This is a genomic window from Amycolatopsis oliviviridis, from assembly GCF_014654365.1.
GTDB lineage: Bacteria > Actinomycetota > Actinomycetes > Mycobacteriales > Pseudonocardiaceae > Amycolatopsis > Amycolatopsis oliviviridis.
In genome coordinates this window covers 106,927-129,216 of record NZ_BNAY01000015.1, presented here as the reverse complement: position 1 = coordinate 129,216, position 22,290 = coordinate 106,927, and the positions used below count along the sequence as shown (strand labels likewise).

The window sequence follows — 22,290 nt, the reverse complement described above, 5'->3', positions numbered from 1 at the left end:
GGGACCTCGAAAATGACCATCCACAAGGGACAGTGGCCGACACCGGACGAGGAGACGGACGTGTGGAAGAAGGTGCAGATCTACCCGGGCATGTCGGGCGGGTCGGTCAAGCGGTACCGCCCGGTCCTTTCCGCGACGACGACGGCGGTGGCGGCATGAAGCCGATCCTGGTCGCCGGGGCGACGGGCAACGTCGGTTCGCAAGTGGTCGCCCAGTTGCGGGCGCGGGACGTCCCGGTCCGGCCGCTGAGCCGGAACCCGCCGCCGGGCGGCGTCCGCGGTGACCTGGCGGAACCGGAGACGATCGCGCCGGCGCTCGACGACGTCGACACGGTGTTCCTGATGCTCGCCGGATCCGCCGAAGGACTGGTGCGCACCGTGTCGCTGCTCGGGGAACGCGTGAAGCGCGTGGTGTTCCTTTCCTCCGGCGCCGTCGACGATTCCCTGACGGAACAGGTGAACGCCATCGGCGCCTGGCACCGCACCGTCGAGGAGGCGATCGAAGCCGCGGGCGTGGAGTGGACTTTCCTGCGGCCGCACGGATTCGCGGCCAACACGCTCGGCTGGGCGCCGTCGATCCGCGCGGACGGCGTCGTCCGCGGCGCGTACGGCGAGGCGTCGATGACGATGATCCACGAGAAGGACATGGCCGCGGTGGCCGTCGAGGCACTGACCGGCAGCGGGCACGACGGGGCGAAGTACGCGCTCACCGGCACGCGGCCGATGACGCAGATCGAGCAGGTCCGGATCATCGGCGAGGCCGCGGGCCGTCCGGCGCGCTGGGAGGAGATCCCGCACGAAGAAGCGCGGGCGGCCCTGCTCACGAGGATGCCGGACTTCATCGTCGACACCATGCTGAACGCGACCCGGGACCTGGTCGGCACCCCGGGTCCGGTCACCTCGACCGTCGAGGACGTCACCGGCAGGCCGGGGCTGGACTTCGAGGTCTGGGCGGCCGAGCATGCCGCCGAGTTCCGGTAAACTCGGGTCCGTGTCGACACCGGTTCATGCCGCGGCGGTCCACTAGCCGCCGTTCCTGACCTTGTCCCCCGACGAGCATCGCCCGCGGGGTCTCTTCGCCGCGGGCGGATCCAGGAACGGAAACCATGAACCCCCTGTCCACAAAGGACGGTGGTCGGCGCTGGCTGACCACCGTCGGTACGAAACCGCCTCGAACCGTCGTCGCCGTCGGCGACGGGACCACCGCCGACGAGGCGTTCCGGCTGGCCGTGTCCGGCACCGGTCTCGCCTGGCACGGCGACTTCCCCGGCGCGCGGAACCTACTCGCCGCGATGTCCCGTCGCTGCGGCACGGCGGCTGGGAAACCCTTCCGGGACCAGCGGAACCATCAAGCACGCCGAGCGCGGATCCTCGGCAGGCTGCTGGTTCCGCTGGATCCCGGCCACGTCCTGCCACTGCGCCGCGGACCGGACGTGCGGGTGGCCTGCGCCGAGGTCTACGGACCTTCCGAAACCGCGTCGCTGGTGTCGCTGCGCGAACTGCTCGGCGTCGTCGGCGCGCACGAATGGCGGGTGCAAGGCGTCGAGATCCCGGCGCTCGGCGCGAAAATCCATCCGCACCACGGGGTCTTCTCCCCCGTTCGCGGCGAGTACGTCGACCTGGTGGCGAGAACTCCGTTACCCGCCAAGGAACTGGCGTTCGACATCGGCACCGGGACCGGCGTGCTCGCCGCCGTCCTCGCCCATCGCGGCGTCGGACACGTGGTGGCGACGGACAACGAGCCGCGTGCGCTCGCCTGCGCGCGCGACAACTTCGAGCGACTCGGTTTCAGCGGCATCGAAACCCTTGAGCGGGACCTGTTCCCGCCGGGTCGCGCACCGCTGGTCGTCTGCAATCCGCCGTGGCTGCCCGCCCGGGCGCACACCCCGCTCGAACGAGCCGTCTACGACCCAGGAAGCCGGATGCTCAACGCCTTCCTGGACCGGTTGCCCCGGCATATCACCCCCGGCGGCGAGGCCTGGCTGATCCTGTCCGACCTCGCCGAACTGCTGGGCCTGCGAACGCGCGGAGAACTCCTGCGGGCGTTCGAGCGTTCCGGTCTCGAAGTGCGGGGCAGGGAGGACGTCCGGCCGAAGCATCCCAAGGCCACCGATCCGCGCGATCCCTTGCACGAGGCCCGCGCGCGGGAAGTGACCTCGCTGTGGCGGCTCACAACGCTCACAGCCCGAGCAGCGCCCGTGCCTGACTGATGAACACGCGGGCGGCGGGGCTGACCGGCCCCTCCGTCCGCCAGGCCAGCGCGAGTTTCGCCCGCAGGCCGGCCGGGCGCGTGATCTCCATGGCGTGCAGTTCCGTGTAGTGCGTCGCCAGCGACATCGGCACGACGGCGACGCCCAGTCCGCGGCCGACCAGTTCGGCGACGACGTTCGGGTCGCCCGCTTCCAGCGTCACCCTCGGCTGGGCGCTGTCGGCGAGGAACGCCGCGTCGACGATCGCGCGCATGCCGGTGCCCTTCGGCAGGCTGACCAGCGAACGGCTTTCCAGCTCCGACAGCGTGATCGTGGCGTGCGCGGTGAGCGGGTCCTCCGGCCCGGAGATGGCGACGAGCGGCTCGTCGAGGACGACTTCGAGACCGATCCCGGGCGGCGGTTCACCGGAGACCCCGATGAGGGCGAGGTCGAACCGCCCGTCGGCGACGCCCGCGAGCAGGAGGTCGGAGGTCGCCTCGGCGAGCGTGATGTCGACGGCGGGATGGCGTTCGTGGAAGCGCGCGAGCAGATCCGGCAGGTTGACCGGGCCGCGCGAGGACACCATGCCCATCGCGACCTGGCCGCGGACCAGTCCGGTGAGGTCGTCGACCGCCTGCCGCACCCCGGCGACGGCGGCGAGCGCGGCCCGCGCGTGCGGGAGCGCGGCGGCACCGACCTCGGTCAGCCGGACCGCCCGGGCCGACCGGTCGAGCAACGGCTGCCCGAGTTCGCGTTCGAGACGGCGGATCTGGGCGCTGACGCCGGGCTGCGCGACGTGCAGCCGCTCGGCGGCCCGGGTGAAGTTCGCCTCGTCGGCCACCGCGACGAAGTATTCGAGCTGACGCAGTTCCATAACCGATGATTCTAGTTGCAAGACAAACTAGATCTTGGACTTATGGCCGGATCGAGCTCAGGCTGGTGTCATGACCACACTGCTCCGCTCCGGCGACTCCGGCTACGACGCCGAACTCGCCGGCTTCCAGACCGCCGTTTCCCGTCGTCCCGACGTCATCGTGGCCGCCGCTTCGGCCGCCGACGTCGTCGAGGCCGTCCGCTACGCCGCCGAGCACGACCTCCCGATCGCCGTGCACTCGACCGGGCACGGTGTCGGCGTCCCCTTCGAGGGCGGCGTCCTCGTCACCACCCACCGCATGACCGGGATCCGGATCGACGACGGCATCGCCCGGGTCGACGCGGGCGTGCGCTGGGGTGCGGTCATCGAGGCGGCGGCCGGGCACGGGCTGGCGCCGCTGAGCGGCTCCTTCCCCGGGGTCGGCGTGGTCGGGTACACCCTCGGCGGCGGGTTCAGCCTGCTCGGCCGCAAGTACGGACTGGCCGCCGACCAGGTGACCGCGATCGAGGTCGTGACCGCGGACGGCGAACTCCGCCGCGCCACCCCGGACACCGAACCGGACCTGTTCTGGGCGCTGCGCGGCGGCCGCGACAACTTCGGGATCGTCACCGCGCTCGAATTCCGGCTCGTCCCGGTCGCCCGGCTCTACGGCGGCAGCCTGCAGTTCGGCACCGGATCGCTGGCCACGGTGCTCCGCGCCTGGCGCGACTGGGCGGCGGGGATGCCGCGCGAGATGACGTCGTCGCTGGGCATGGTCCCGATGCCGGATCTGCCGATGGTGCCCGAGCCGCTGCGCGGGCAGCACGTCGCGCAGATCCGGATCGCCTACGCGGGCGACGCCGCCGAAGGGGAACGCCTGGTCGCGCCGCTGCGCGCCGCCGCCGAGCCGCTGAGCGACACGCTCGCCGAGATCCCCTTCACCGAATCGGGCAAGATCGCGAACGAGCCGCCGTTCCCGCACGGCTACCGCGCCGACAACGCGACCGTGTCCGAGCTGAACGACGCGATGCTCGACGCGATCCTCGACCACGCCGGACCGGGCGCCCCGGTGCCGACCGTCGTCCTGCTGGACCTGCTCGGCGGCGCGCTGTCCGACCGGCCCGAGCACCCCGGGGTCGGCTGGGACCGCGAAGCGAGCTTCACCGTCCGGGCACTGTCCGTGGTCGACGACGCCACGATGCCCGAGATCAAGGCCGCCCACGGGAAGCTGTTCGACGCGCTGAAGCCCTGGTCGACCGGCAAGCTGCTGACCTTCGTCTACGGCGACAGCGACCCCGGCGAAGAAGCGTCCCAGGTGTACTCCCCCGCCGATCTGCGGCGGCTCGCCGAGGTCAAGGCGGCCGTCGACCCGGCCAACCGGTTCAGGCTGACCCATAACGTCGAACCCGCGCGTGACGCTGGGTGATCTTCGAAATCCGCTGGTCGGAAGGCTCCAGACAGGGCGAAGGCGCAGTGAACGGCCCCCGTATACTTCCGGGCCGATACCGCCGTTAGGGGGCACTGTGCGCACTTTGGACCATGACGAGTTCCTCGCCATGCGTCGGTTCCCCGCGCTCGACGGGCTGCGCGCGATCGCGGCCACCATCGTGATCCTCTTCCACTTCGCGGGTCCGAAGTGGAGCTGGCTGTCCGGCTGGGTCGGCGTCTACATCTTCTTCGTGCTGTCCGGTTTCCTGATCACGACGCTGCTGCTGCGTGAGCAGGACCGGACCGGCCGGATCTCGCTTTCGGCGTTCTACCTGCGCCGGGTGTTCCGGATCCTGCCGCCGTACCTGGTGATCCTCGGCGGGATCGTGGTGTTCGTGTGGCTGCGCGGGGAGTTCTTCACCCGCGAGTTCCCGAACGCGCTGAAGTTCTACCTGACCTTCTTCAACGAGTTCTTCCCCGGCGCCAGCCCGAACGGCCCGGACAACTTCTTCAGCGGCTCGTGGACACTGGGCATCGAGGAGAAGTTCTACCTGTTCTGGCCGTTCCTGCTGGTGGTCGCCGGCGCCGTCGGCCTGGCCGCGGCGTGGCGCAAGCTCGCGCTGGCGTTCGCCGCGTTCGCGCTGATGGCCGGGCTGGTCGGGGTCACCAGCGGCTGGGTGCTCAACGGGCCGCAGGTGCCGATCTACCGGTCGACCGTGCACTACGCGATCCTGCTGATCGGCTGCGTGCTGGCGATCGCGATGCACTACCGCCGGTCCTACGCGGTGATCAAACCGCTGACCCACCCGCTCGCGGCGATCCCGGTGTTCGGCGCGTTCGCCCTGCTGCACGTCAACATGGAAAGCCTGTGGTGGGAGACCGGCAGCAACCTGGGCCTGCTGATCGCCTACGGCCTGCTCTCGGCGATGCTGCTGGTCGTCCTGGTCTCGCCGGGGCCGCTGCGCTGGCTGCTGGCGACGAAGGTGATGCGGTTCGTCGGTGAGCGCTCGTACTCGCTCTACCTGCTGCAGGGCCCGGTGCACTTCGCCGTGGTCGCGGCGATCCCGCCGCTGGGCGAGCACCGGATGATCAGCGCGCTGACCGTGTTCGCCGTCGGGCTCGCGATCGCGGACCTGATCCACCGCTGGGTGGAGCAGCCGATGATCCGCACCGGCAAGAAGCTGATCGCGCGCCGCCAGGAACGCAAGGCGCTGCGTGCGGCCGAGGCCGAACTCAAGGCGCCGAGCGCTGTCGAGGCTCCCAGCGGCGCGCGCTGATCCCTCGCGTTTCGTCCTCTGAATGCGGTAGTTGCCCACGCAAGTACCGCATTCAGAGGACTGATTGCGGCGATCACCGCGAGATCGTGACGACCGGGATCACCCGATCGGTCTTCTTCTCGTAGTCGGCGAAGCCCGGCATCGTGCTGACCATCTTCGCGTAAAGACGGTCACGCTCGGCGCGGTCTTCGAGGACGACCGTCGCGGTCGCTTCGAACTTCTCCGTGCCGACCTCGATGGTGACCTTCGGGTTCGCCACGATGTTGTGGTACCAGGCCGGGTTCTTGTCCGCCCCGGCGTACGACGCGGCGATGACGTACTTGCCGTCGTCCTCCGAGTACGCGAGCGGCGAGGTGCGCGGTTCGCCGCTCTTCGCCCCGGTGGTGGTGAGGAGCAGCAGCGAGCCGCCCTCGAACGGGCCTCCCACCTTCCCCTCGTTCTCGCGGAACTCCTTGATGATGTTCTTGTTCCAGTCGAGCATTTCGGACATTTCTTCCTCCAGTGTCGATCTCCCGCAGCCGAGGCTACTCAGGCTTCGCGGGCCTTGCGGCGCTGTTCCTCGGCGCGTTCCCTGCACTTGCGGAGGAATTCCTCATCGTCTTCGGCGCTCGTCGCGGCGAAGCGGCCGGGCCGGTCGTACTCCGGGAACGCCGGCGACTCGCGCTCGTACCGGCCGCGCGGGGCTCGGGCGGCGTGCTGCGGACGCCCGGCGACGAGCCAGACGATGGAGCCGACCAGCGGGACGATCAGCACCAGCAGCAGCCACATCCCCTTGGGCATGTTGCGGCACGATCCCTCGTCCGTGGTGATCACGTCGACGATGCAGAAGATCCACAGGCCGAGGGTGAGAACGCCGAATAAACCATTGAAATACAGCATCGAAAATCTCCCCAGTTCCGGATTGCCGGGGTAAGTCTTAGCACAGGAGGGCGTCGAGAATTCCCTTGGCCACCCCCAACGCGTGCGCCTCTCCCGGACATTTCCTGGGCCCTGCTCCGAACGGCCGTTCCGTCAGGTCCACCTCGACCACGGCGCCGTCGACCCACCGCCGGGTGATCCGGACCGGCGGGTCCTCGCGCAGGACCCGGTCGAGCAGATCGGCGACGTCTTCACCGGGCCGGTGAGCGGCCAGCGCCTTGCCGAGCAGCTTCGCCGTGGCGTCACAGGCCTGCACCAGGAGCCCGATCCGCGCGGCCGTCCGCTCGTCGAGGTCGCCACCGCAGGCCTCGATCAGCCGTCGCATGGCTTCTTCCGCTTCGGGCCCGGTTTCGGTGTGCGGGTGGTAAGCGGCGGAAACCGTTGCGATGTCGCGGGAAACGTCCGGTAATCCGATTTCCGCGGCCAGGATCGCGACCGGGACCGTCCACAGGATCCGTTCCGCCGGTTCGTCCCGCAATTCCCGGGCGAGCGCGAAAGCCTTCTCCCGCAAAGAGTCCATCGGCGCGAGTTCGGCGAGCACGAGCGCCCTCCGGCGCGCGTGGTCCTCCGGACGGCTGAACCGGGCGACGTTCGCCCGCAGCCACCGGACACCACCCGGCTCGACGTCCTGGGGAACCGGCGGGACGGGGGCTTCGATCAGGGGATCCTCCATACCGTGACGCTAAGTGCGGAACGCTTCGGTCACGACCGAAACGCCGGCCTGCCGTCGTTGTTATGGTGACCGGGTGACGGTCGTGTCGGAGGCAACCGAAGTCGACGGCGCGGGGCGAACGGCGCAACCGCGCCAGTTGATCGTGACCGTGTACGGCCTCTATTCACGCGGTGAGGGCGGCTGGCTTTCGGTCCGTTCCCTGATCGATCTGCTGGCCGGTGTGGACATCGAGGAACCCGCCGTCCGCTCGTCCATCTCCCGGCTGAAACGGCGCGGGATCCTTTCCGCGGTGCGCCGGGATGGGGCGGCGGGCTACGAACTTTCCGAAACCGCGCTCGCGATCCTGCGCGAAGGCGACGAGCGGATCTTCCGCCGCGAACGCGCCACTCCCGGCGACGGCTGGCTGCTCGCGGTGTTCTCCGTCCCGGAGGCCGAACGGCACAAGCGGCATGTCCTGCGCACCCAGCTCGCCCGGCTCGGTTTCGGGACCGCGTCGTCCGGCGTCTGGATCGCGCCCGCGCATCTGCGCGACGCGACGTCGGACATGCTGCGGCGGCTCGAACTGGAGGGTTACGCCGATCTCTTCCACGCCGAGCACCTCGCGTTCGGCGACGTGCGGGAGAAGATCCGCGACTGGTGGGACCTCGACCAGCTGGAAACGCTCTACACCGCGTTCCTCGACGAGCACGCGTCCGCGCTCCGGCGCTGGCAACGGCGCAAGACCACGGACGAGGGCGAGGCGTTCGCCGACTACGTCCGGGTGCTGACCGACTGGCGGCGCCTGCCCTACCTCGACCCGGGCCTGCCCGCCGAACTGCTGCCGTCCGGCTGGGCCGGGATCCGGGCCGCGGACCTGTTCTTCACCTTGCACTCGCGGCTGGGCGAGGCCGCGGCCTCGCACGTCTCCCGCACGCTGCCCTAAACCACCGCGAAGCCCTGCACCTCCACCAGGGCTTCGACGTCCCAGAGCCGGCTGACGCCGATCCCCGCCATCGCGGGGTACTCGCTCCCGGCCAGCCGCTTCCACACCGCGCCGATCTCGCGCGCGTGAGCCTTGTAGTCGTCCATGTCGACGATGTAGATCGTCACGCTGCACAGGTCCGACGGCTCCCCGCCCGCCGCGCGCAACGCGGTGAGCAGGTTGGACAGCGCGCGTTCGAACTGCTCGACCACACCGTCGCCGACGATGCGGTTCTCCTCGTTCAACGCCGTCTGACCGGCGAGGAAGACGAACCGTCCGCTCGCCGCGACGGCGTGCGAGAAACCGGAGGGGCGGCCGAGCTCGGGCGGGTTGATGCGCTCCATACGGGTCAGCATATCCCGTATCGTTGACGGTCGTACATACCGCGACATACCCTGGCGACGTGCGTATCGTGGTGTTAGGCGGCGGCCCGGCGGGGCTCTACTTCGCCGCGCTGGCGAAACAGCTCCATCCCGATCACGAGATCACCGTCTGGGAGCGCAACGCGCCCGACGACACCTTCGGGTTCGGGGTGGTGTTCTCCGACGAGACGCTCGGCGGGATCGAGCACGCCGATCCGGTGATCCACGCGGCCATGCGCCGGGAGTTCGCGCGCTGGGACGACATCGACGTCCACTTCCGCGGCACGGTGCACACCTCCGGCGGGCACGGATTCGCCGCGATGAGCCGCAAACGACTGCTCGGCATCCTCCAGGAACGCTGCGCGGAACTCGGCGTGGACGTGCGCTTCCGCACCGAGGCGCCGGGCGTGGCCGAGGCGAGCGCGGAGTACGACCTCGTCATCGCCGCCGACGGCGTCAACTCGCCGACCCGCAACGCCCTGCCGGAGAGCTTCCGGCCGTCCCTGCAGACCCGCCGCTGCAAGTACATCTGGCTCGGCACGGACCTGGTCTTCGACGCCTTCAAGTTCCACGTCCTCGAAACCGAGCACGGGATCATGCAGATCCACGGCTATCCGTACAGCGACAAGGCGAGCACGTTCATCCTCGAACTGCACGAGGACGTCTGGCAGCGCGCGTTCGGCGACATCGCCTCGACCTCGCTCGCGCCGGGCGAAAGCGACGAGAAGTCGATCGAGGTGATCCGCGAACTCTGCGCGGACGTCCTCGGCGGCCATCAGGTGTTCGCCAACAACTCGAAGTGGACCGCGTTCGCCACCGTGCGCTGCGCGAGCTGGCGGCACGAGAACGTCGTCCTGCTCGGCGACGCCGCGCACACGGCGCATTTCTCCATCGGCTCCGGCACGAAACTCGCCATGGAGGACGCGCTCGCGCTCGCCGCCTGCCTGCACGAACAGTCCGATATGGACAGTGCACTGGAAGCCTACGAAACCGAGCGCCGCCCCGTCGTCACCTCGACGCAGCGCGCCGCCCAGGCGAGCCTGGAATGGTTCGAGAACCTGGGCCGGTACACCCATCAGGACCCGGCGCAGTTCGCGTTCAACATCCTCACCCGCAGCCGCCGCGTCACCTACGACAACCTCCGGCTGCGCGATCCCGAGTTCACCACGGAGCTCGACGGCTGGTTCGCATCCACTGTGGACGGTGAGGTTCGGCCGCCGATGTTCCAGCCGTTCCGGATAGGGAACCTGGACCTGCCGAACCGCGTCGTCGTCTCACCGATGGACATGTACTCCTCCGAGGACGGCGTCCCGACCGATTTCCACCTGGTACATCTGGGAAGCAAGGCACTCGGCGGCGCCGGGCTGGTCATGACGGAGATGGTCTGCGTCTCCGGGACCGGCCGGATCACCCCGGGTTGCGGCGGCCTGTACACCGCGGAACAGGAGCGGGCTTGGGCCAGGGTCACCGACTTCGTGCACGGTCACACGCCCGCGCGCATCGGCGTCCAGCTCGGCCATTCCGGGCGCAAGGGCTCGACGAAACTCATGTGGGACGGCATCGACCAGCCGCTGACCGACGGCAACTGGGAGATCTGCGGCCCGTCCGCGATTCCCTACGCCGAGGCGAATCAGACCCCGCGTGAACTGACCGTGCCCGAACTGGCCGAGATCCGCGAACAGTTCGCGGAATCCGCCCGCGCCGCCGCTCGGGCCGGATTCGATCTCCTCGAACTCCACTGCGCGCACGGCTACCTGCTGTCGTCCTTCCTGTCCCCGCTGACCAACCGGCGCGGCGACGACTACGGCGGCTCCCTGGAGAACCGGCTGCGTTTCCCGCTCGAAGTCTTCGACGCCGTCCGCGTCGCGTGGCCCGCGGACCGGCCGATGACGGTCCGCATCTCCGCGACCGACTGGTACGACGGCGGGGTCGACGTCGACGAGGCCGTCGAGATCGCCCGCGCGTTCGCGGAGCACGGCGCGGACGGCATCGACGTCTCGACCGGCCAGGTGGTCAGCGAGGAGAAGCCCGAGTACGGCCGCAGTTACCAGACGCCGTACGCCGACCGGATCCGCAACGAGATCGGGCGCGAGTACGGGATCGCGGTGATCGCCGTCGGCGCGATCTCCTCCTACGACGACGTCAACTCGCTGATCCTGGCGGGCCGCGCCGATCTCTGCGCGCTCGGCCGGACCCATCTTTACGATCCACAGTGGACACTGCACGCCGCCGCCGAACAGGGCTATCCGATGCCGTGGCCGAAGCAGTACGCCGCGGGCAGCCGGAAACCCCAGGGTGGCCGCACCGACGGGCCGAAACCACGGCTGGAACTGCTGCGCTCGGGGGAACCCGGCACCGCGCACGCCCGCTGGCGACCTGGGAGTGACCGATGACCGCTTTCGCACTGAGCCCGGAGCAGCAGCTTTTCGCCACCGAGGTCCGACGGCTGGGCGCCGAGAAGCTCCGCCCGCTGGCCGAATCCGGCACCGAAGGCGCGGTGAACCGGCCGCTGCTCAAGGAAATGGGCGCGCTCGGCCTGCTCTCCCGGCTCTTCCCCGGTGTCGAGGGCGGCAGCCCGAGCCGCGAGGCCGCCGCGACGGATCTCTGCATCCTGCGGGAATCCCTCGCCAGCCAGAGCACCGAAGCCGAGACGGCGCTGGCGTTGCAGGGTCTCGGCACGTATCCGGTCCTGCAATCCGGGCAGGACTCCCAGGTCTCGAAGTGGGTGCCCGCCGTGGCGGCGGGTGACGCGGTCGCCGCTTTCGCGCTCACCGAACCGAACGCGGGCTCGGACGCGGCGGCGCTGGAGCTCTTCGCCGAGCCGGATGGCGACGGCTGGCGCCTGACCGGCGAGAAGATGTGGATCTCCAACGCCCCCGAAGCCGACTTCTACAGCGTTTTCGCCCGCACCACCAGGGAAGCGGGCTCACGCGGTGTCTCCGCCTTCGTCGTCCCCGCCGACCGTGCCGGGCTCTCGGGCGAACACCTCGACCTGGTCAGCCCGCATCCGATCGGCACTCTCGTGTTCGACGGGGTCCGGGTCGAGCGGGAGGAACTGCTCGGCGAGCAGGACCGCGGTTTCGGCGTCGCCATGCGGACGCTGGACCTGTTCCGGCCCAGCGTCGGCGCGTTCGCCGTCGGGATGGCGCAGGCCGCGCTCGACGCCGCCGTCGCCCACGCCCAGAACCGGATCGCGTTCGGCGGGCCGTTGCTGCGGCAGCAGACCGTGGCGCACACCCTCGCCGAGATGGCGACCCGCACCGAGGCGTCGCGCCTGCTCGTCTACTCCGCGGCAGCCGCCTACGACGCGGGCGAACGGAACCTTGCCGGCCGCGCCGCGATGGCGAAACTGTTCGCCACCGAGACGGCCCAGTACGTCGTCGACGCGGCCGTGCAGATCCACGGCGCGCGGGCGCTGCGGCGCGGGCATCTGCTCGAACACCTCTACCGCGAGGTCCGGGCGCCGCGGATCTACGAAGGCGCGTCCGAGGTGCAGCGGACGATCATCGCCCGTTCGCTGACTTCTTGACCGGACGCCGGTCGAGGTACCACTGCGTGACGATCAGGACCAGCGTCAGGCTCAGCCAGGCCGTGATCCCCGAGACCGCTTGGAGGTAGGCCAGTCCGCTGCCGCCGAACACGGTCGGGACGTGCGGTTCCAGCGTCACCATCGCGATCGGCCCGATCACCCTGCTGAGGATGATCAGGTTCGTCAGCGCGAAACTGCGGATCATCCACCGGCGGTGGTCGCCGAACCGGCGCCGCCTCGCCGCTCGCCAGCCGGCGAACGTGCAGGCCAGCCACAGCGCCCCGGTCAGGACGTTGGCCACCCGGGTCGTCGGGCCGAACGGGCTGAACGCGCCGATCGTCACCGCCATCAGCCCGGCCGGGAGGACTCCGGCGAAGACGTAGATCCGCCCGATCCGCCGGTGCGCCACCGGGTACTTCGCCCGGAACCACGGCCAGATCTGGAGCAGCGCCCCCGCCATCGCGATGGCGCCGAACAGCACGTGTGCCGTCAGGAACCAGTAGTGCGACGTAAAGCCCGGCGGTTGCGGAATCCGCGAACGCGCGGGGTCCATCGCGAGGTACGGCGGTAGCGAAAACACCAGGAATACGACGACCACGACGGCAAGCGGTGCCACCCATGGTCTCCGCCACCAGGGCTTTCCCTTCGTGGTTTCCGGTGGGTCTCGGTGCTCCAGTCTGACGGTCATGGTTGTCTCCCCCTTGTTCCCCGAGCCCGAGGTTAAGGCGAAGGTGAGAGCCGCTGAAGGGAGTGAACCGCCGGAAACGCGGTGGGGAGGGCCTTACCGCCGTCCGCCGCGCACCCGTTCGACGATGTCGCGGTAGACCAGCCCGCTCTGCTTGATCGTCCGCGCCTGGGTCTCGCGATCGACCCGCACCAGGCCGAGCCGTTTGGCGTAACCGTAAGCCCATTCGAAACTGTCCAAAAAGGACCAAGCGAAGTAGCCGCGGACGTCGGCGCCCGCTTGCCGCGCGGCGGCCGTGGCGGCGATGTGCGCGGACAGGTACGCCGCGCGGTCGTCGTCGCGGACGAAGCCGGTCTCGTCGGGCACGTCGGCGAACGCGGCACCGTTTTCGGTGACGTAAAGCGGCAAACCGGGATAATCCCGGCCGATCCGGACGAGCAGTTCGGTGAGCTTGTGCGGCAGGATCTCCCAGCCCAGCACCGTCGACGGCGCCCCGAACGGGACCTTGCGGAACGCGGGCATCCCGAAGTGCTCCACCGCGTTCCCGTTCTCCTCCACCCCGGAGTACCGCGTGCCGAAGTAGTAGTCGACGCCGACGAAGTCGAGCGGCGCGGCGATGATCGACGGGTCCCACGGTTCGGACGGCAGGCGGATGCCCTGCCGCGCGAGGGCTTCGAGGACGTCCTCCGGGTAGCGGCCGTGCACGAGCGCGTCGAGGTAGAACCGCGTGCCGAGCCCGTCTTCGAACCGGGCGGCCTCGCGGTCGGCCTCGCTGGGGGTGGCCGGGTCGGCGGTGCTCAGGTTGAGCGTGATGCCGAACATCGTCTCGGACGGGGCGAGTTCCCGCATCCGCCGCACGGCGAGGCCGTGCCCGAGCAGCAGGTGATGCGCCGCCGCCATCCCGGCCTCCGGGTCCCGGCGGCCGGGCGCCATCACCCCGTGGACGTAGCCGTGCATGGCCGTGCACCACGGCTCGCTCAGCGTGGTCCAGTACCGGACACGGTCGCTCAGCCGCTCGAAAACGAGCATCGCGTAATCGGCGAACCGGACGGCGGTGTCGCGCGCGGGCCAGCCACCGGCGTCTTCGAGGTGCTGCGGCAGATCCCAGTGGTACAGCGTCAGCCACGGATCGATGCCGTTGTTGAGCAGCTCGTCGACCAGCCTGTCGTAGAAGGCGATCCCGGCGGAGTTGACGCCGCCGCGCCCGCGCGGCTGCACCCGGGGCCAGGAAACGGAGAAGCGGTAGGTGTCGACCCCGAGTTCCTTGATCAGCGCGACGTCGGCGGGCATCCGATGGTAGTGGTCGCAGGCGATCTCTCCGCTGTCGCCGTTGTCGATCGACCACGGGGACTGGGCGTAGGTGTCCCAAATGGACGGTGTTCGTCCGTCTTCGGCGACCGCGCCTTCGATCTGGTAGGCCGAGCTGCCGACCCCCCACCGGAAGCCGGACGGCAGGGTGCCGATGAGGTCGTCTTCCCCGCTCATGACCCCCCTTCCTCCCCGGCTCGCCGCCTTATTTCACCAGTTAATACATGGCGGAGGCTAAGGTCGTGGGGCATCCTGGAAAGGTCCGCCGCCATAAGATGGGTATCCGCATGCCTGCCAAGCGCACCACCGTCCGTGACCTGCGGCGGCACAACCGTTCCCTCCTGCTGTCGAAACTCTACTTCGACGGCCCGCTCAGCCGCCACGAATTGAGCGGTCTGACCGGTTTGAGCGCCGCGACCGTCAGCAATGTGACCGCGGAACTCGGCGAAGAACGCCTCATCACCGAAGCCGGGCTGGTCGAGTCCGACGGTGGCAGGCCACGTGTCCTGCTCCGCGTCGACCCGGCGTACGGCCACGTCGCCGGCGTCGACATCGGCGAGACCGGGGTGAAGGTCGAACTGTTCGACCTCGCCATGAACCGGCTCGCCACCGTCGAACACCCCCTCGCCTCGCCGCGGCCGGACGCGGCCGCCGCCGTCACCCAGGTGGCGTCCGGGCTCCGGGAAGTGATCACGGAATCGGGGATCGACGAGGCGACCGTGCTCGGCGTCGGCGTCGGCGTTCCCGGCACCGTCGAACAGGGCTCGGTCAAACAGGGCACCGTCGAACAGGGTGAGGCCGTCCGCGTGCACGCGCCCACCATCGGCTGGAAAGAGGTCCCGCTGACCGATCTCCTGCGCGCGGAGGGTGTCGGACTGCCGTTGTTCGTCGACAACGGCGCGAAAACCCAGGGCCAGGGGGAAATGTGGTTCGGCGCCGGTCGCGGCGCGCGACACGCGGTGATCGTCCTGATCGGGTCCGGCGTCGGCGCGGCGGTCGTCACCGACGGCACCACCTACCGCGGCTCCACCAGCAGCGCGGGCGAATGGGGCCACACGACGATCGTCTACGGCGGGCAGGAATGCCGCTGCGGATCGCGCGGCTGCCTCGAGTCCTACGTCGGCGCGGAGGGCGTCCTCGCCCGCTATCGCAAGGCACGCGGTGGGAAGGCCAACCAGGACGAGGACGAGCAGACGCAGTTCGCCGCACTGCTGGAGTCGGCGGGCAAGGTCAAGGCGGCGGCCAAGGTGCTGGAGGAGACGGCGGGCTACCTCGGCGCCGGGATCGGCAACCTGATCAACCTGTTCAACCCGGAGCGGATCGTGCTGGGCGGCTGGGCCGGGCTCGCGCTCGGCGAGGAGTACCTGCCCGAGATCCGGCGGGTGGCGGGCGAGCACGCGCTGGCGCACGTGTTCGACCAGACCGAGATCGAACTCGGGCAGCTCGGCCCGGACGCCGTCGCCATAGGAGCCGCCACCCTCCCGGTCGCCGCCCTGCTGGACCAGGGCGCGGACCCGCGGACGGCCGGGTCCAAACGCGGGACGGCCGCCTGAGCCTTAATTCGAGGTCGAAAAATACGTCTTGTCGCAGTGGTAGAGACCATGCATACTTTGTTGCCAGGCACAACAAAGTAGTTTCTGCCTGCGAAGAGAGGCGACAACGATGTCCATCTCCTCCCGTTTTCGCTGGGCGGCACTCCTCGCCGCCGGCGTTCTCCTCGGCTCACTCCCCGCCACCGCACCGGCCCCGGCCGAGGCCGCCGTCATGGCCGCGACCTTCACCGACGACTTCAACGGCCCGGCGGGCGCCGGGATCGACGGCTCGAAGTGGCATTTCGAGACCGGTGACAACGTGAACAACCACGAGCGGCAGTGGTACACGTCCGGGACCAACAACGCGGCGCTCGACGGCCAGGGCAACCTGGTCATCACCGCGAAGAAGGAGAATCCCGGCAACTACAACTGCTGGTACGGGCGCTGCGAGTACACCTCGGCCCGGCTGTCCACGCAGGGCCAGTTCACCCAGACCTACGGCCGGTTCGAAGCGCGGATGAAACTGCCGCGCGGACAGGGGATGTGGCCCGCGTTCTGGATGCTCGGCGCCGACATCGGCAACGTCGGCTGGCCCAACAGCGGCGAGATCGACATCATGGAGAACGTCGGCTTCGAGCCGAACACGGTGCACGGCACCATCCACGGCCCCGGCTACTCCGGCGCGGGCGGTATCGGCGCGGGCTACAACGGCCCGAACTTCTCCGACGACTTCCACACCTACGCCGTCGACTGGGCGCCGAACCAGATCAAGTGGTACGTGGACGGGAACCTCTACCAGACCCGCACCCCCGCGGACCTCAACGGCAACCGCTGGGTGTTCGACCACCCCTTCTACCTGATCCTGAACCTCGCCGTCGGCGGCTACTGGCCGGGTGACCCGAACTCCAGCACCGTCTTCCCGCAGCGTCTCGTCGTCGACTACGTGCACGTCAACTCCAGCGACACCGCCGGGAACACCGGGCGGATCACCGGCATCGGCGGCAAATGCGTCGACGTCGCCGCCGCGAACAGTTCCGACGGCACCCCCATCCAGATCACCGACTGCAACGGCAACGCCGCACAGAACTGGACCATCGGCAGCGACGGCACGATCCGCGCGCTCGGCAAGTGCCTGGACGTCGCGAGCGGCGGCACCGCGGACGGCACGGCCGTGCAACTGTGGGGCTGCAACGGATCCGGCGCGCAGAAGTGGGCGATCAGCGGGGCGCGCGACATCGTGAACCCGCAGTCGAACAAATGCCTCGACGCCACCGGGAACAGCTCGGCGAACGGGACCAGGCTGCAGATCTGGACCTGCGGCGGCGGCGCGAACCAGAAGTGGACGACGCCGTGACTTCGCGTTTCGTCCTCTGAATGCGGTAGTTCGTATCGCCGACTACAGCATCCAGAGGACGAAACGCGTCATTGGGCGCGTTCGGCGTAGGCCTCGACGAGCTGGGTTTCGGCGTCGTCGAGGTACTGCGCGAGGAGCTTTTCGGCACCCATGCCGTCGCCGGCTTCGAGGCGTTCGAGAATCTCCGCGTTGCGCTTGAGGTACGGCTCGTGGAAGCGCCGCGGGTCGGCCATCATGTGGAAGACCAGCCGCAACTCGGCGAGTATGCCGCGCATCAGCTCGTCGATCCGCTCGCTGCCGCTGAGTTCCGCGATGACCGAGTGGAACCGGATGTTCGCGGTGCCGAGGTCCTGCCAGCGTTCACTCCGCTCGGCGAGCCTGCCGTCCTCGACCATCCGCGCAAGCTTCGCGAAGGCCGGCGGCTTCTCCGTCACCGCCCGCACCGCCGAGCACTCGACGACCTTGCGCACCTTGTAGAGGTCGACGACGTCCTCGACCGACAGCATCCGCACGAAGACGCCGCGGTTGAGCTCGTGGGTCAGCAGCCGTTCGTGCGTGAGCAGCCGGAACGCCTCGCGCAGCGTGTTCCGGGAGACGCCCAGCGCCGAGCCGATGTCGTGTTCCGACAGCCGCACGCCGGGCAGGAAGAAGCCTTCCGCGATGCGCGTGCGGAGGACACCCGCGACCCGCTCGGCGGTGCTGGTGCGGCTGATCATGTCCCGGTCCGCTTCGAGTCCTCGCACCGATCCAGGACCACCCTCCGCGATCGTCACGTGACCGATCCTACCTACGCACAAGAGGCCAAGCCAAGGATCATCTTGTGGAATTGTTGAACAATACCTACAGTGGCTACTCATGTGACCCGTGCCACGATGAGATTCACCCTCTGGAGGTGCCGATGAACGCGACAGCCACTACCGAAGACACACGCCCCTTCGCCTGGTTCCGCACGCTCGGTTCGCGAGGCCGCCGGGCCTTCGTCGGCGCGTTCGGCGGGTACGGGCTCGACTCGTTCGACTACCAGACCCTGCCGCTGGGCCTGGCCGCGATCACCGCCTACTACGGCCTTTCCGGCGGCGAGGCGGGCCTGCTCGGCACGACGACGCTGGTCGTCTCCGCGATCGGCGGCATCGGCGCGGGCGTCCTCGCCGACCGCATCGGCCGCGTGCGCACCCTCCAGATCACCATCGCGATGTACACGGTCTTCACCGTGCTCTGCGGGTTCGCGCCGAACTTCGAGACGCTCCTGATCTTCCGCGCCCTGCAGGGTCTCGGTTTCGGTGGCGAGTGGGCCGCCGGCGCCGCGCTGGTGGCGGAGTACTCGCAGGCCCGCTACCGCGGCCGGACCGTCGCCTTCGTGCAAAGCGCGTGGGCGGTCGGCTGGGCGCTGTCGGTCGTCGTCTACACGGTGGTCTTCAGCATCTGGAGCCCGGACATCGCGTGGCGCGTCATGTTCTGGACCGGCGTCATCCCCGCGCTGCTGGTGCTGTGGGTCCGCCGCAACGTCCAGGACGCGCCCGTCGCGGAAGCGGCTCGCGCCACCAAGAAGGAACGCGGTTCGCTGGCGGGCATCTTCAAGCCGGACCTGCTGCGCACGACGTTCTTCGCCGCGCTGCTCGCGACCGGCGTCCAGGGCGGCTACTACACGCTCGCGACCTGGCTGCCGAGCTACCTCAAGACCACCCGCGGCCTCACCGTCATCGGGACCGGCGGCTATCTCGCGTTCCTGATCTCCGGCGCCTTCATCGGCTACATCACCGGCGGCTATCTCACGGATCTCTTGGGCCGCAAGAAGACCTTCCTGCTGTTCTCGGTGCTCTCGGCGTGCCTCATCGTCGCCTACACGCAGATCCCGGCGGGCGCGAACACGCTCGTGCTGTTCCTCGGCTTCCCGCTCGGGTTCTCGATGTCCGCGATCTTCAGCGGGTTCGGCGCGTTCCTCGCGGAGCTGTACCCGTCGGCGCTGCGCGGGACCGGGCAGGGCTTCACCTACAACCTCGGCCGGGCCATCGGCGCGACCTTCCCCGCCGTGGTCGGCTTCCTCGGCGCGGGCGGCGCGATGGTGTTCGGCGCGGTCGGCTACGGCATCGCCGTGCTGGCGCTGCTCGGCCTTCCCGAGACTCGCGGCCGCGAACTTCTGTGACGACAATCGGAGGAGGAGGCACCGCGATGACCACTTTCGACGAACCGGCGACGTTGTCCCCCGGCGAGGCCCGCGTCCTGTTCCGCGCGGGCACGGCCCGCCCGACCACCGGCTGGGCGAACGGGTTCACCCAGACCAACCTGATCGCCGTCCCCGAGGACTGGGCCTACGACGTCCTGCTGTTCTGCCAGCGGAACCCGCAGCCCTGCCCGGTGCTCGACGTCAGCGATCCCGGCGATCCGTCGACGCGGCTGGCGCCCGGCGCGGACCTGCGCACCGACCTGCCGCGCTACCGCGTCTGGCAGAACGGCGTGCTGTCCGGCGAGATCCCGGACGCGAGCGGGCTGTGGCGCAGCGACATGGTCGCGTTCTCGATCGGCTGCAGCTTCACCTTCGAAGCCGCGCTGGCCGCGGAAGGCATTCCGTTGCGGCACGTCGACCAGGGCCGCAACGTGGCGATGTACAAGACGAACCGCGAATGCGTCCCGGCCGGGCGGCTGCACGGGCCGATGGTGGTCTCGATGCGGCAGATCCCCGAATGCCGCATCGACGACGCCGTGCGCGTCACCCGGGGAATGCCGGCCGTGCACGGGGCGCCCGTGCACATCGGCGACCCCGCGGCGCTCGGCATCACTGATCTCGGCGAGCCCGATTTCGGGGACCCGGTCGACGCGAAACCAGGTGACGTGCCGGTGTTCTGGGCGTGCGGCGTGACCCCGCAGGCGGCGCTGATGGCCTCGCGGCCGCCGTTCGCGATCACGCACGCGCCGGGCTACATGTTCGTGACCGACAAACTCGACAGTGAGTTCAGGGTGGCCTGATGGATCTCGGCAGCATGGATCTCAACAGCGATCTCGGCGAGGGTTTCGGCGCCTGGAAGATGGGCGACGACGACGCCATGCTCGACATCGTCACCAGCGCGAACGTCGCTTGCGGCTTCCACGCCGGCGACCCGTCGGTGATGCGGCGCGTCTGCGAACGCGCGGCGGAGCGGGGTGTCGTCATCGGCGCCCACGTCGCCTACCGCGATCTGGCCGGGTTCGGGCGGCGGGCGATGGACGTCGCCCCCGCCGACCTGGCCGACGACGTGCTCTACCAGATCGGCGCGCTCGACGCGTTCGCCCGCGCGGCGGGGACGCGGGTGCGGTACGTCAAGCCGCACGGCGCGTTGTACAACACGGCCGCGGTGGATCCGGAGCAGGCGGCCGCGGTGGTCGAGGGGATCCGGCGGTTCCATCCCGGACTCGCGCTGCTGTGCCCGCCGGGGTCGGAAATGGCCAAGCAGGCCGGAAAAGCCGGGTTCCCCGCGTACGCCGAAGCCTTCGCAGACCGCGCGTACACGCCCGAAGGTCTGCTCGTCTCCCGGAAACTGCCGGGCGCCGTCCTCCACGACGCCGACGAGGTGGCCGAACGGGCGGTCGCGATGGCGGCCACCGGCAAGGTCGTCGCCGTCGATGGAACGGAATTGGCCCTTCAGCCGCATTCGCTCTGCGTACACGGTGACACGCCCGGCGCCGTCGAACTGGCGCAGCGGATCCGCGCGGGGCTCGGCGCGTCCGGTGTCCGCATCGGACCTTTCGTCGAGGCCGCGTGATGCGGGTGCTGCCCTACGGGGCGCGTGCGGCCATGGTCGACTTCGACGATCCGTCGGAGGTGCTCGGGCTGCACGCCTCCCTGGAGCAGGACCCGCCGGACGGTGTCGTCGAGCTCGTCCCGGCCGCGCGGACCCTGCTCATCCGGTTCGACCCGGGCCGGACCCACCACGACCGGCTCGCCTGCGACGTCCTCGATCGGTCCACAGTGGACATCGCCCCGCGCGAAGCCGCCGAGATCGTCGTGCCGGTGCGCTACGACGGCCCGGATCTGGCCGACGTCGCGGCCGCCACCGGCATGTCGGCGGAAGCGGTCGTCCGGCGGCACGAGGACGGGACCTACGTCTCGGCGTTCTGCGGTTTCGCCCCGGGTTTCGCCTACCTGACCGGCCTCGACCCCGCGCTGCACCTGCCGCGCCGGACGAGCCCTCGCACCCGGGTGCCCGCCGGTTCGGTCGCGATCGCGGGCGAGTACACGGCGGTGTACCCGAACGCCTCGCCCGGCGGCTGGCAGCTGATCGGGCGGACCACGCTGCCGGTGTGGGACGTCGAACGGGACCCGCCGAACCTGCTGGCACCGGGTACGCGGATCCGGTTCACTTCATGACCGCGAAGATCGAAGTGGTCCGTCCCGGGATCTTCGCCACCGTGCAGGATCTCGGGCGGCCCGGCCTGGCCGCGATCGGCGTCGGCCGGTCCGGCGCCGCCGACCGCAGTTCGCTGCGGCTGGCGAACCGTCTGGTCGGGAACCCCGAGGGCAACGCCGCGCTGGAGTGCGTGCTGGGCGGCCTCGTCCTGCGGTTCTCGGCCCCGGCGACCGTCGCCGTCACCGGCGCGCCCTGCTCGATCACCGTCGGCGCGCGGGCCGCCGGCCCCGGCTCGCCGATCCCGGTGGGCCCCGGCGACGAACTCGTTCTCGGCACGGCCTCCCGGGGTTTGCGGTGCTATGTCGCGGTGCGTGGCGGCATCGACGTCCCTCCGGTACTGGGCGCGCGGGCGACGGACACCCTCGGCAAGCTCGGCCCGCCCGTGCTTTCAGCCGGGATGACCTTGCCGGTGGGGCAGCGGGTGCTGGCCCACCCCGGGGTGGATCTCGCTCCTCGTGCCCCGCTTGCCGATGTCCCGGTTCTGCGGGTCACCCCGGGACCTCGGGTCCCGTGGTTCGTCCCCGGCGCACTGTCCACTTTGGTCTCTTCCGGTTACGTCGCCACCGCCGACGTCGATCGGGTGGGCGTGCGACTCGATGGCCCTGTCCTGTCGCGGGCCCGGGAGGGCGAGTTACCACCCGAGGCCGCCGTGCCCGGCGCATTGCAGATTCCTCCTTCGGGTCAGCCGATCCTGTTCCTCTCCGACCATCCGGTGACCGGGGGCTATCCGGTGATCGCGGTCGTGGAGGAAGCGGATCTGGATCTGGCCGCTCAAGTGCGGCCAGGACAACGGGTGCGGTTCCGGCTCGGTTGAGAGCGCAAGCAGGCGACTACTTGCGG

General features: G+C 69.8%; 23 protein-coding genes. 15 read left to right on the top strand and 8 right to left on the bottom strand.

From position 1 onward, the window contains the following. Positions 1–12 precede the first annotated feature (12 nt). The 3 genes from IE302_RS40735 to IE302_RS40725 all read left to right on the top strand — a co-directional run bounded on the left by IE302_RS40735 (position 13) and on the right by IE302_RS40725 (position 2,209). The gene (locus IE302_RS40735) at positions 13–159 is read left to right on the top strand and encodes a hypothetical protein (RefSeq protein ID WP_191259825.1); all 147 of its coding nucleotides are present in this window, start codon (positions 13–15) and stop codon (positions 157–159) included. Beyond that, positions 156–980, top strand: a complete 825-nt coding sequence (locus IE302_RS40730) for an SDR family oxidoreductase (RefSeq protein ID WP_191259803.1) — start codon at positions 156–158, stop codon at positions 978–980. Before IE302_RS40735 ends, IE302_RS40730 begins: the two co-directional genes overlap by 4 nt. Before the next feature lie 125 nt (positions 981–1,105). Further along, positions 1,106–2,209, top strand: a complete 1,104-nt coding sequence (locus IE302_RS40725; protein WP_191259802.1) for a methyltransferase — start codon at positions 1,106–1,108, stop codon at positions 2,207–2,209. Here IE302_RS40725 and IE302_RS40720 read toward each other — a convergent pair. Further along, the gene (locus IE302_RS40720; protein WP_191259801.1) at positions 2,178–3,062 is read right to left on the bottom strand and encodes a LysR family transcriptional regulator; all 885 of its coding nucleotides are present in this window, start codon (positions 3,060–3,062) and stop codon (positions 2,178–2,180) included. The two genes, IE302_RS40725 and IE302_RS40720, sit on opposite strands and share 32 nt — an antisense overlap. A 70-nt stretch (positions 3,063–3,132) precedes the next feature. Between IE302_RS40720 and IE302_RS40715 the strand changes: the two genes are divergently transcribed. Beyond that, positions 3,133–4,467, top strand: a complete 1,335-nt coding sequence (locus tag IE302_RS40715; RefSeq protein WP_191259800.1) for an FAD-binding oxidoreductase — start codon at positions 3,133–3,135, stop codon at positions 4,465–4,467. Positions 4,468–4,564: 97 nt separating this feature from the next. After that, positions 4,565–5,746 (top strand): acyltransferase family protein, encoded by a 1,182-nt coding sequence (locus IE302_RS40710; protein WP_191259799.1) that lies wholly within the window; start codon positions 4,565–4,567, stop codon positions 5,744–5,746. Positions 5,747–5,819: 73 nt separating this feature from the next. Here the strand turns inward: IE302_RS40710 and IE302_RS40705 are convergent, their stop codons facing one another. From IE302_RS40705 to IE302_RS40695, 3 genes are read right to left on the bottom strand one after another with little or no spacing between them, the layout of a single operon-like run. Further along, positions 5,820–6,236, bottom strand: coding sequence for a nitroreductase family deazaflavin-dependent oxidoreductase (locus IE302_RS40705; protein ID WP_026467014.1), 417 nt, complete (start codon positions 6,234–6,236; stop codon positions 5,820–5,822). 38 nt (positions 6,237–6,274) lie between these two features. After that, positions 6,275–6,625 (bottom strand): PLDc N-terminal domain-containing protein, encoded by a 351-nt coding sequence (locus IE302_RS40700; RefSeq protein WP_191259798.1) that lies wholly within the window; start codon positions 6,623–6,625, stop codon positions 6,275–6,277. Between the two features lie 37 nt (positions 6,626–6,662). Continuing rightward, complete coding sequence (locus IE302_RS40695; RefSeq protein ID WP_191259797.1) at positions 6,663–7,337, bottom strand: cytochrome P450 family protein; 675 nt, start codon at positions 7,335–7,337, stop codon at positions 6,663–6,665. Positions 7,338–7,410: 73 nt separating this feature from the next. On the opposite strand from IE302_RS40695, the gene IE302_RS40690 reads away from it, so the two are divergent. Next, complete coding sequence (locus IE302_RS40690) at positions 7,411–8,259, top strand: PaaX family transcriptional regulator (RefSeq protein ID WP_191259796.1); 849 nt, start codon at positions 7,411–7,413, stop codon at positions 8,257–8,259. Here IE302_RS40690 and IE302_RS40685 read toward each other — a convergent pair. Beyond that, positions 8,256–8,654, bottom strand: a complete 399-nt coding sequence (locus tag IE302_RS40685; protein ID WP_191259795.1) for a RidA family protein — start codon at positions 8,652–8,654, stop codon at positions 8,256–8,258. The two genes, IE302_RS40690 and IE302_RS40685, sit on opposite strands and share 4 nt — an antisense overlap. Before the next feature lie 47 nt (positions 8,655–8,701). On the opposite strand from IE302_RS40685, the gene IE302_RS40680 reads away from it, so the two are divergent. Further along, on the top strand, positions 8,702–11,053 hold the full coding sequence (locus IE302_RS40680; protein WP_191259794.1) for a bifunctional salicylyl-CoA 5-hydroxylase/oxidoreductase: 2,352 nt from the start codon (positions 8,702–8,704) through the stop codon (positions 11,051–11,053). After that, positions 11,050–12,189: an acyl-CoA dehydrogenase family protein gene (locus tag IE302_RS40675; protein ID WP_191259793.1), complete on the top strand. Its 1,140-nt coding sequence runs from the start codon at positions 11,050–11,052 to the stop codon at positions 12,187–12,189. Before IE302_RS40680 ends, IE302_RS40675 begins: the two co-directional genes overlap by 4 nt. On the opposite strand, the gene IE302_RS40670 is transcribed toward IE302_RS40675, so the two are convergent. Together IE302_RS40670 and IE302_RS40665 are read right to left on the bottom strand one after the other, a co-directional pair. Then, positions 12,164–12,877 (bottom strand): DUF2306 domain-containing protein, encoded by a 714-nt coding sequence (locus tag IE302_RS40670; RefSeq protein WP_191259792.1) that lies wholly within the window; start codon positions 12,875–12,877, stop codon positions 12,164–12,166. The two genes, IE302_RS40675 and IE302_RS40670, sit on opposite strands and share 26 nt — an antisense overlap. Positions 12,878–12,970: 93 nt before the next feature. Continuing rightward, a complete protein-coding gene (locus IE302_RS40665) occupies positions 12,971–14,359 on the bottom strand; it encodes a GH1 family beta-glucosidase (RefSeq protein ID WP_191259791.1) in 1,389 nt (462 codons plus the stop codon). Between the two features lie 98 nt (positions 14,360–14,457). Here IE302_RS40665 and IE302_RS40660 point away from each other — a divergent pair, with 98 nt between their 5' ends. Together IE302_RS40660 and IE302_RS40655 are read left to right on the top strand one after the other, a co-directional pair. Further along, positions 14,458–15,735 (top strand): ROK family protein, encoded by a 1,278-nt coding sequence (locus tag IE302_RS40660; RefSeq protein WP_191259790.1) that lies wholly within the window; start codon positions 14,458–14,460, stop codon positions 15,733–15,735. Between the two features lie 109 nt (positions 15,736–15,844). After that, positions 15,845–17,068 (top strand): glycoside hydrolase family 16 protein, encoded by a 1,224-nt coding sequence (locus tag IE302_RS40655; RefSeq protein WP_191259789.1) that lies wholly within the window; start codon positions 15,845–15,847, stop codon positions 17,066–17,068. Between the two features lie 68 nt (positions 17,069–17,136). Here IE302_RS40655 and IE302_RS40650 read toward each other — a convergent pair whose 3' ends face one another. Next, positions 17,137–17,784 (bottom strand): GntR family transcriptional regulator, encoded by a 648-nt coding sequence (locus IE302_RS40650; RefSeq protein WP_191259823.1) that lies wholly within the window; start codon positions 17,782–17,784, stop codon positions 17,137–17,139. Positions 17,785–17,966: 182 nt separating this feature from the next. Here IE302_RS40650 and IE302_RS40645 point away from each other — a divergent pair, with 182 nt between their 5' ends. From IE302_RS40645 to IE302_RS40625, 5 genes are read left to right on the top strand one after another with little or no spacing between them, the layout of a single operon-like run. After that, positions 17,967–19,211 (top strand): MFS transporter, encoded by a 1,245-nt coding sequence (locus tag IE302_RS40645; RefSeq protein WP_191259788.1) that lies wholly within the window; start codon positions 17,967–17,969, stop codon positions 19,209–19,211. 26 nt (positions 19,212–19,237) lie between these two features. Continuing rightward, the gene (locus tag IE302_RS40640; RefSeq protein WP_191259787.1) at positions 19,238–20,032 is read left to right on the top strand and encodes a putative hydro-lyase; all 795 of its coding nucleotides are present in this window, start codon (positions 19,238–19,240) and stop codon (positions 20,030–20,032) included. Positions 20,033–20,046: 14 nt separating this feature from the next. Beyond that, the gene (locus IE302_RS40635) at positions 20,047–20,805 is read left to right on the top strand and encodes a LamB/YcsF family protein (protein ID WP_191259822.1); all 759 of its coding nucleotides are present in this window, start codon (positions 20,047–20,049) and stop codon (positions 20,803–20,805) included. After that, a complete protein-coding gene (locus tag IE302_RS40630) occupies positions 20,805–21,410 on the top strand; it encodes a 5-oxoprolinase subunit B family protein (RefSeq protein ID WP_191259786.1) in 606 nt (201 codons plus the stop codon). The genes IE302_RS40635 and IE302_RS40630 overlap by 1 nt, the downstream gene beginning before the upstream one ends. Further along, a complete protein-coding gene (locus tag IE302_RS40625) occupies positions 21,407–22,264 on the top strand; it encodes a 5-oxoprolinase subunit C family protein (protein ID WP_191259785.1) in 858 nt (285 codons plus the stop codon). Before IE302_RS40630 ends, IE302_RS40625 begins: the two co-directional genes overlap by 4 nt. Positions 22,265–22,290: the final 26 nt, after the last annotated feature.

Coding starts and splice junctions, on each gene's coding strand:
- IE302_RS40735 (WP_191259825.1), top strand. CDS start 13: ATGACCATCCACAAGGGACAGTGGCCGACACCGGACGAGGAGACGGAC.
- IE302_RS40730 (WP_191259803.1), top strand. CDS start 156: ATGAAGCCGATCCTGGTCGCCGGGGCGACGGGCAACGTCGGTTCGCAA.
- IE302_RS40725 (WP_191259802.1), top strand. CDS start 1,106: ATGAACCCCCTGTCCACAAAGGACGGTGGTCGGCGCTGGCTGACCACC.
- IE302_RS40720 (WP_191259801.1), bottom strand. CDS start 3,062: ATGGAACTGCGTCAGCTCGAATACTTCGTCGCGGTGGCCGACGAGGCG.
- IE302_RS40715 (WP_191259800.1), top strand. CDS start 3,133: ATGACCACACTGCTCCGCTCCGGCGACTCCGGCTACGACGCCGAACTC.
- IE302_RS40705 (WP_026467014.1), bottom strand. CDS start 6,236: ATGTCCGAAATGCTCGACTGGAACAAGAACATCATCAAGGAGTTCCGC.
- IE302_RS40700 (WP_191259798.1), bottom strand. CDS start 6,625: ATGCTGTATTTCAATGGTTTATTCGGCGTTCTCACCCTCGGCCTGTGG.
- IE302_RS40695 (WP_191259797.1), bottom strand. CDS start 7,337: ATGGAGGATCCCCTGATCGAAGCCCCCGTCCCGCCGGTTCCCCAGGAC.
- IE302_RS40685 (WP_191259795.1), bottom strand. CDS start 8,654: ATGCTGACCCGTATGGAGCGCATCAACCCGCCCGAGCTCGGCCGCCCC.
- IE302_RS40675 (WP_191259793.1), top strand. CDS start 11,050: ATGACCGCTTTCGCACTGAGCCCGGAGCAGCAGCTTTTCGCCACCGAG.
- IE302_RS40670 (WP_191259792.1), bottom strand. CDS start 12,877: ATGACCGTCAGACTGGAGCACCGAGACCCACCGGAAACCACGAAGGGA.
- IE302_RS40665 (WP_191259791.1), bottom strand. CDS start 14,359: ATGAGCGGGGAAGACGACCTCATCGGCACCCTGCCGTCCGGCTTCCGG.
- IE302_RS40660 (WP_191259790.1), top strand. CDS start 14,458: ATGGGTATCCGCATGCCTGCCAAGCGCACCACCGTCCGTGACCTGCGG.
- IE302_RS40655 (WP_191259789.1), top strand. CDS start 15,845: ATGTCCATCTCCTCCCGTTTTCGCTGGGCGGCACTCCTCGCCGCCGGC.
- IE302_RS40650 (WP_191259823.1), bottom strand. CDS start 17,784: ATGATCAGCCGCACCAGCACCGCCGAGCGGGTCGCGGGTGTCCTCCGC.
- IE302_RS40645 (WP_191259788.1), top strand. CDS start 17,967: ATGAACGCGACAGCCACTACCGAAGACACACGCCCCTTCGCCTGGTTC.
- IE302_RS40640 (WP_191259787.1), top strand. CDS start 19,238: ATGACCACTTTCGACGAACCGGCGACGTTGTCCCCCGGCGAGGCCCGC.
- IE302_RS40635 (WP_191259822.1), top strand. CDS start 20,047: ATGGATCTCAACAGCGATCTCGGCGAGGGTTTCGGCGCCTGGAAGATG.
- IE302_RS40630 (WP_191259786.1), top strand. CDS start 20,805: ATGCGGGTGCTGCCCTACGGGGCGCGTGCGGCCATGGTCGACTTCGAC.
- IE302_RS40625 (WP_191259785.1), top strand. CDS start 21,407: ATGACCGCGAAGATCGAAGTGGTCCGTCCCGGGATCTTCGCCACCGTG.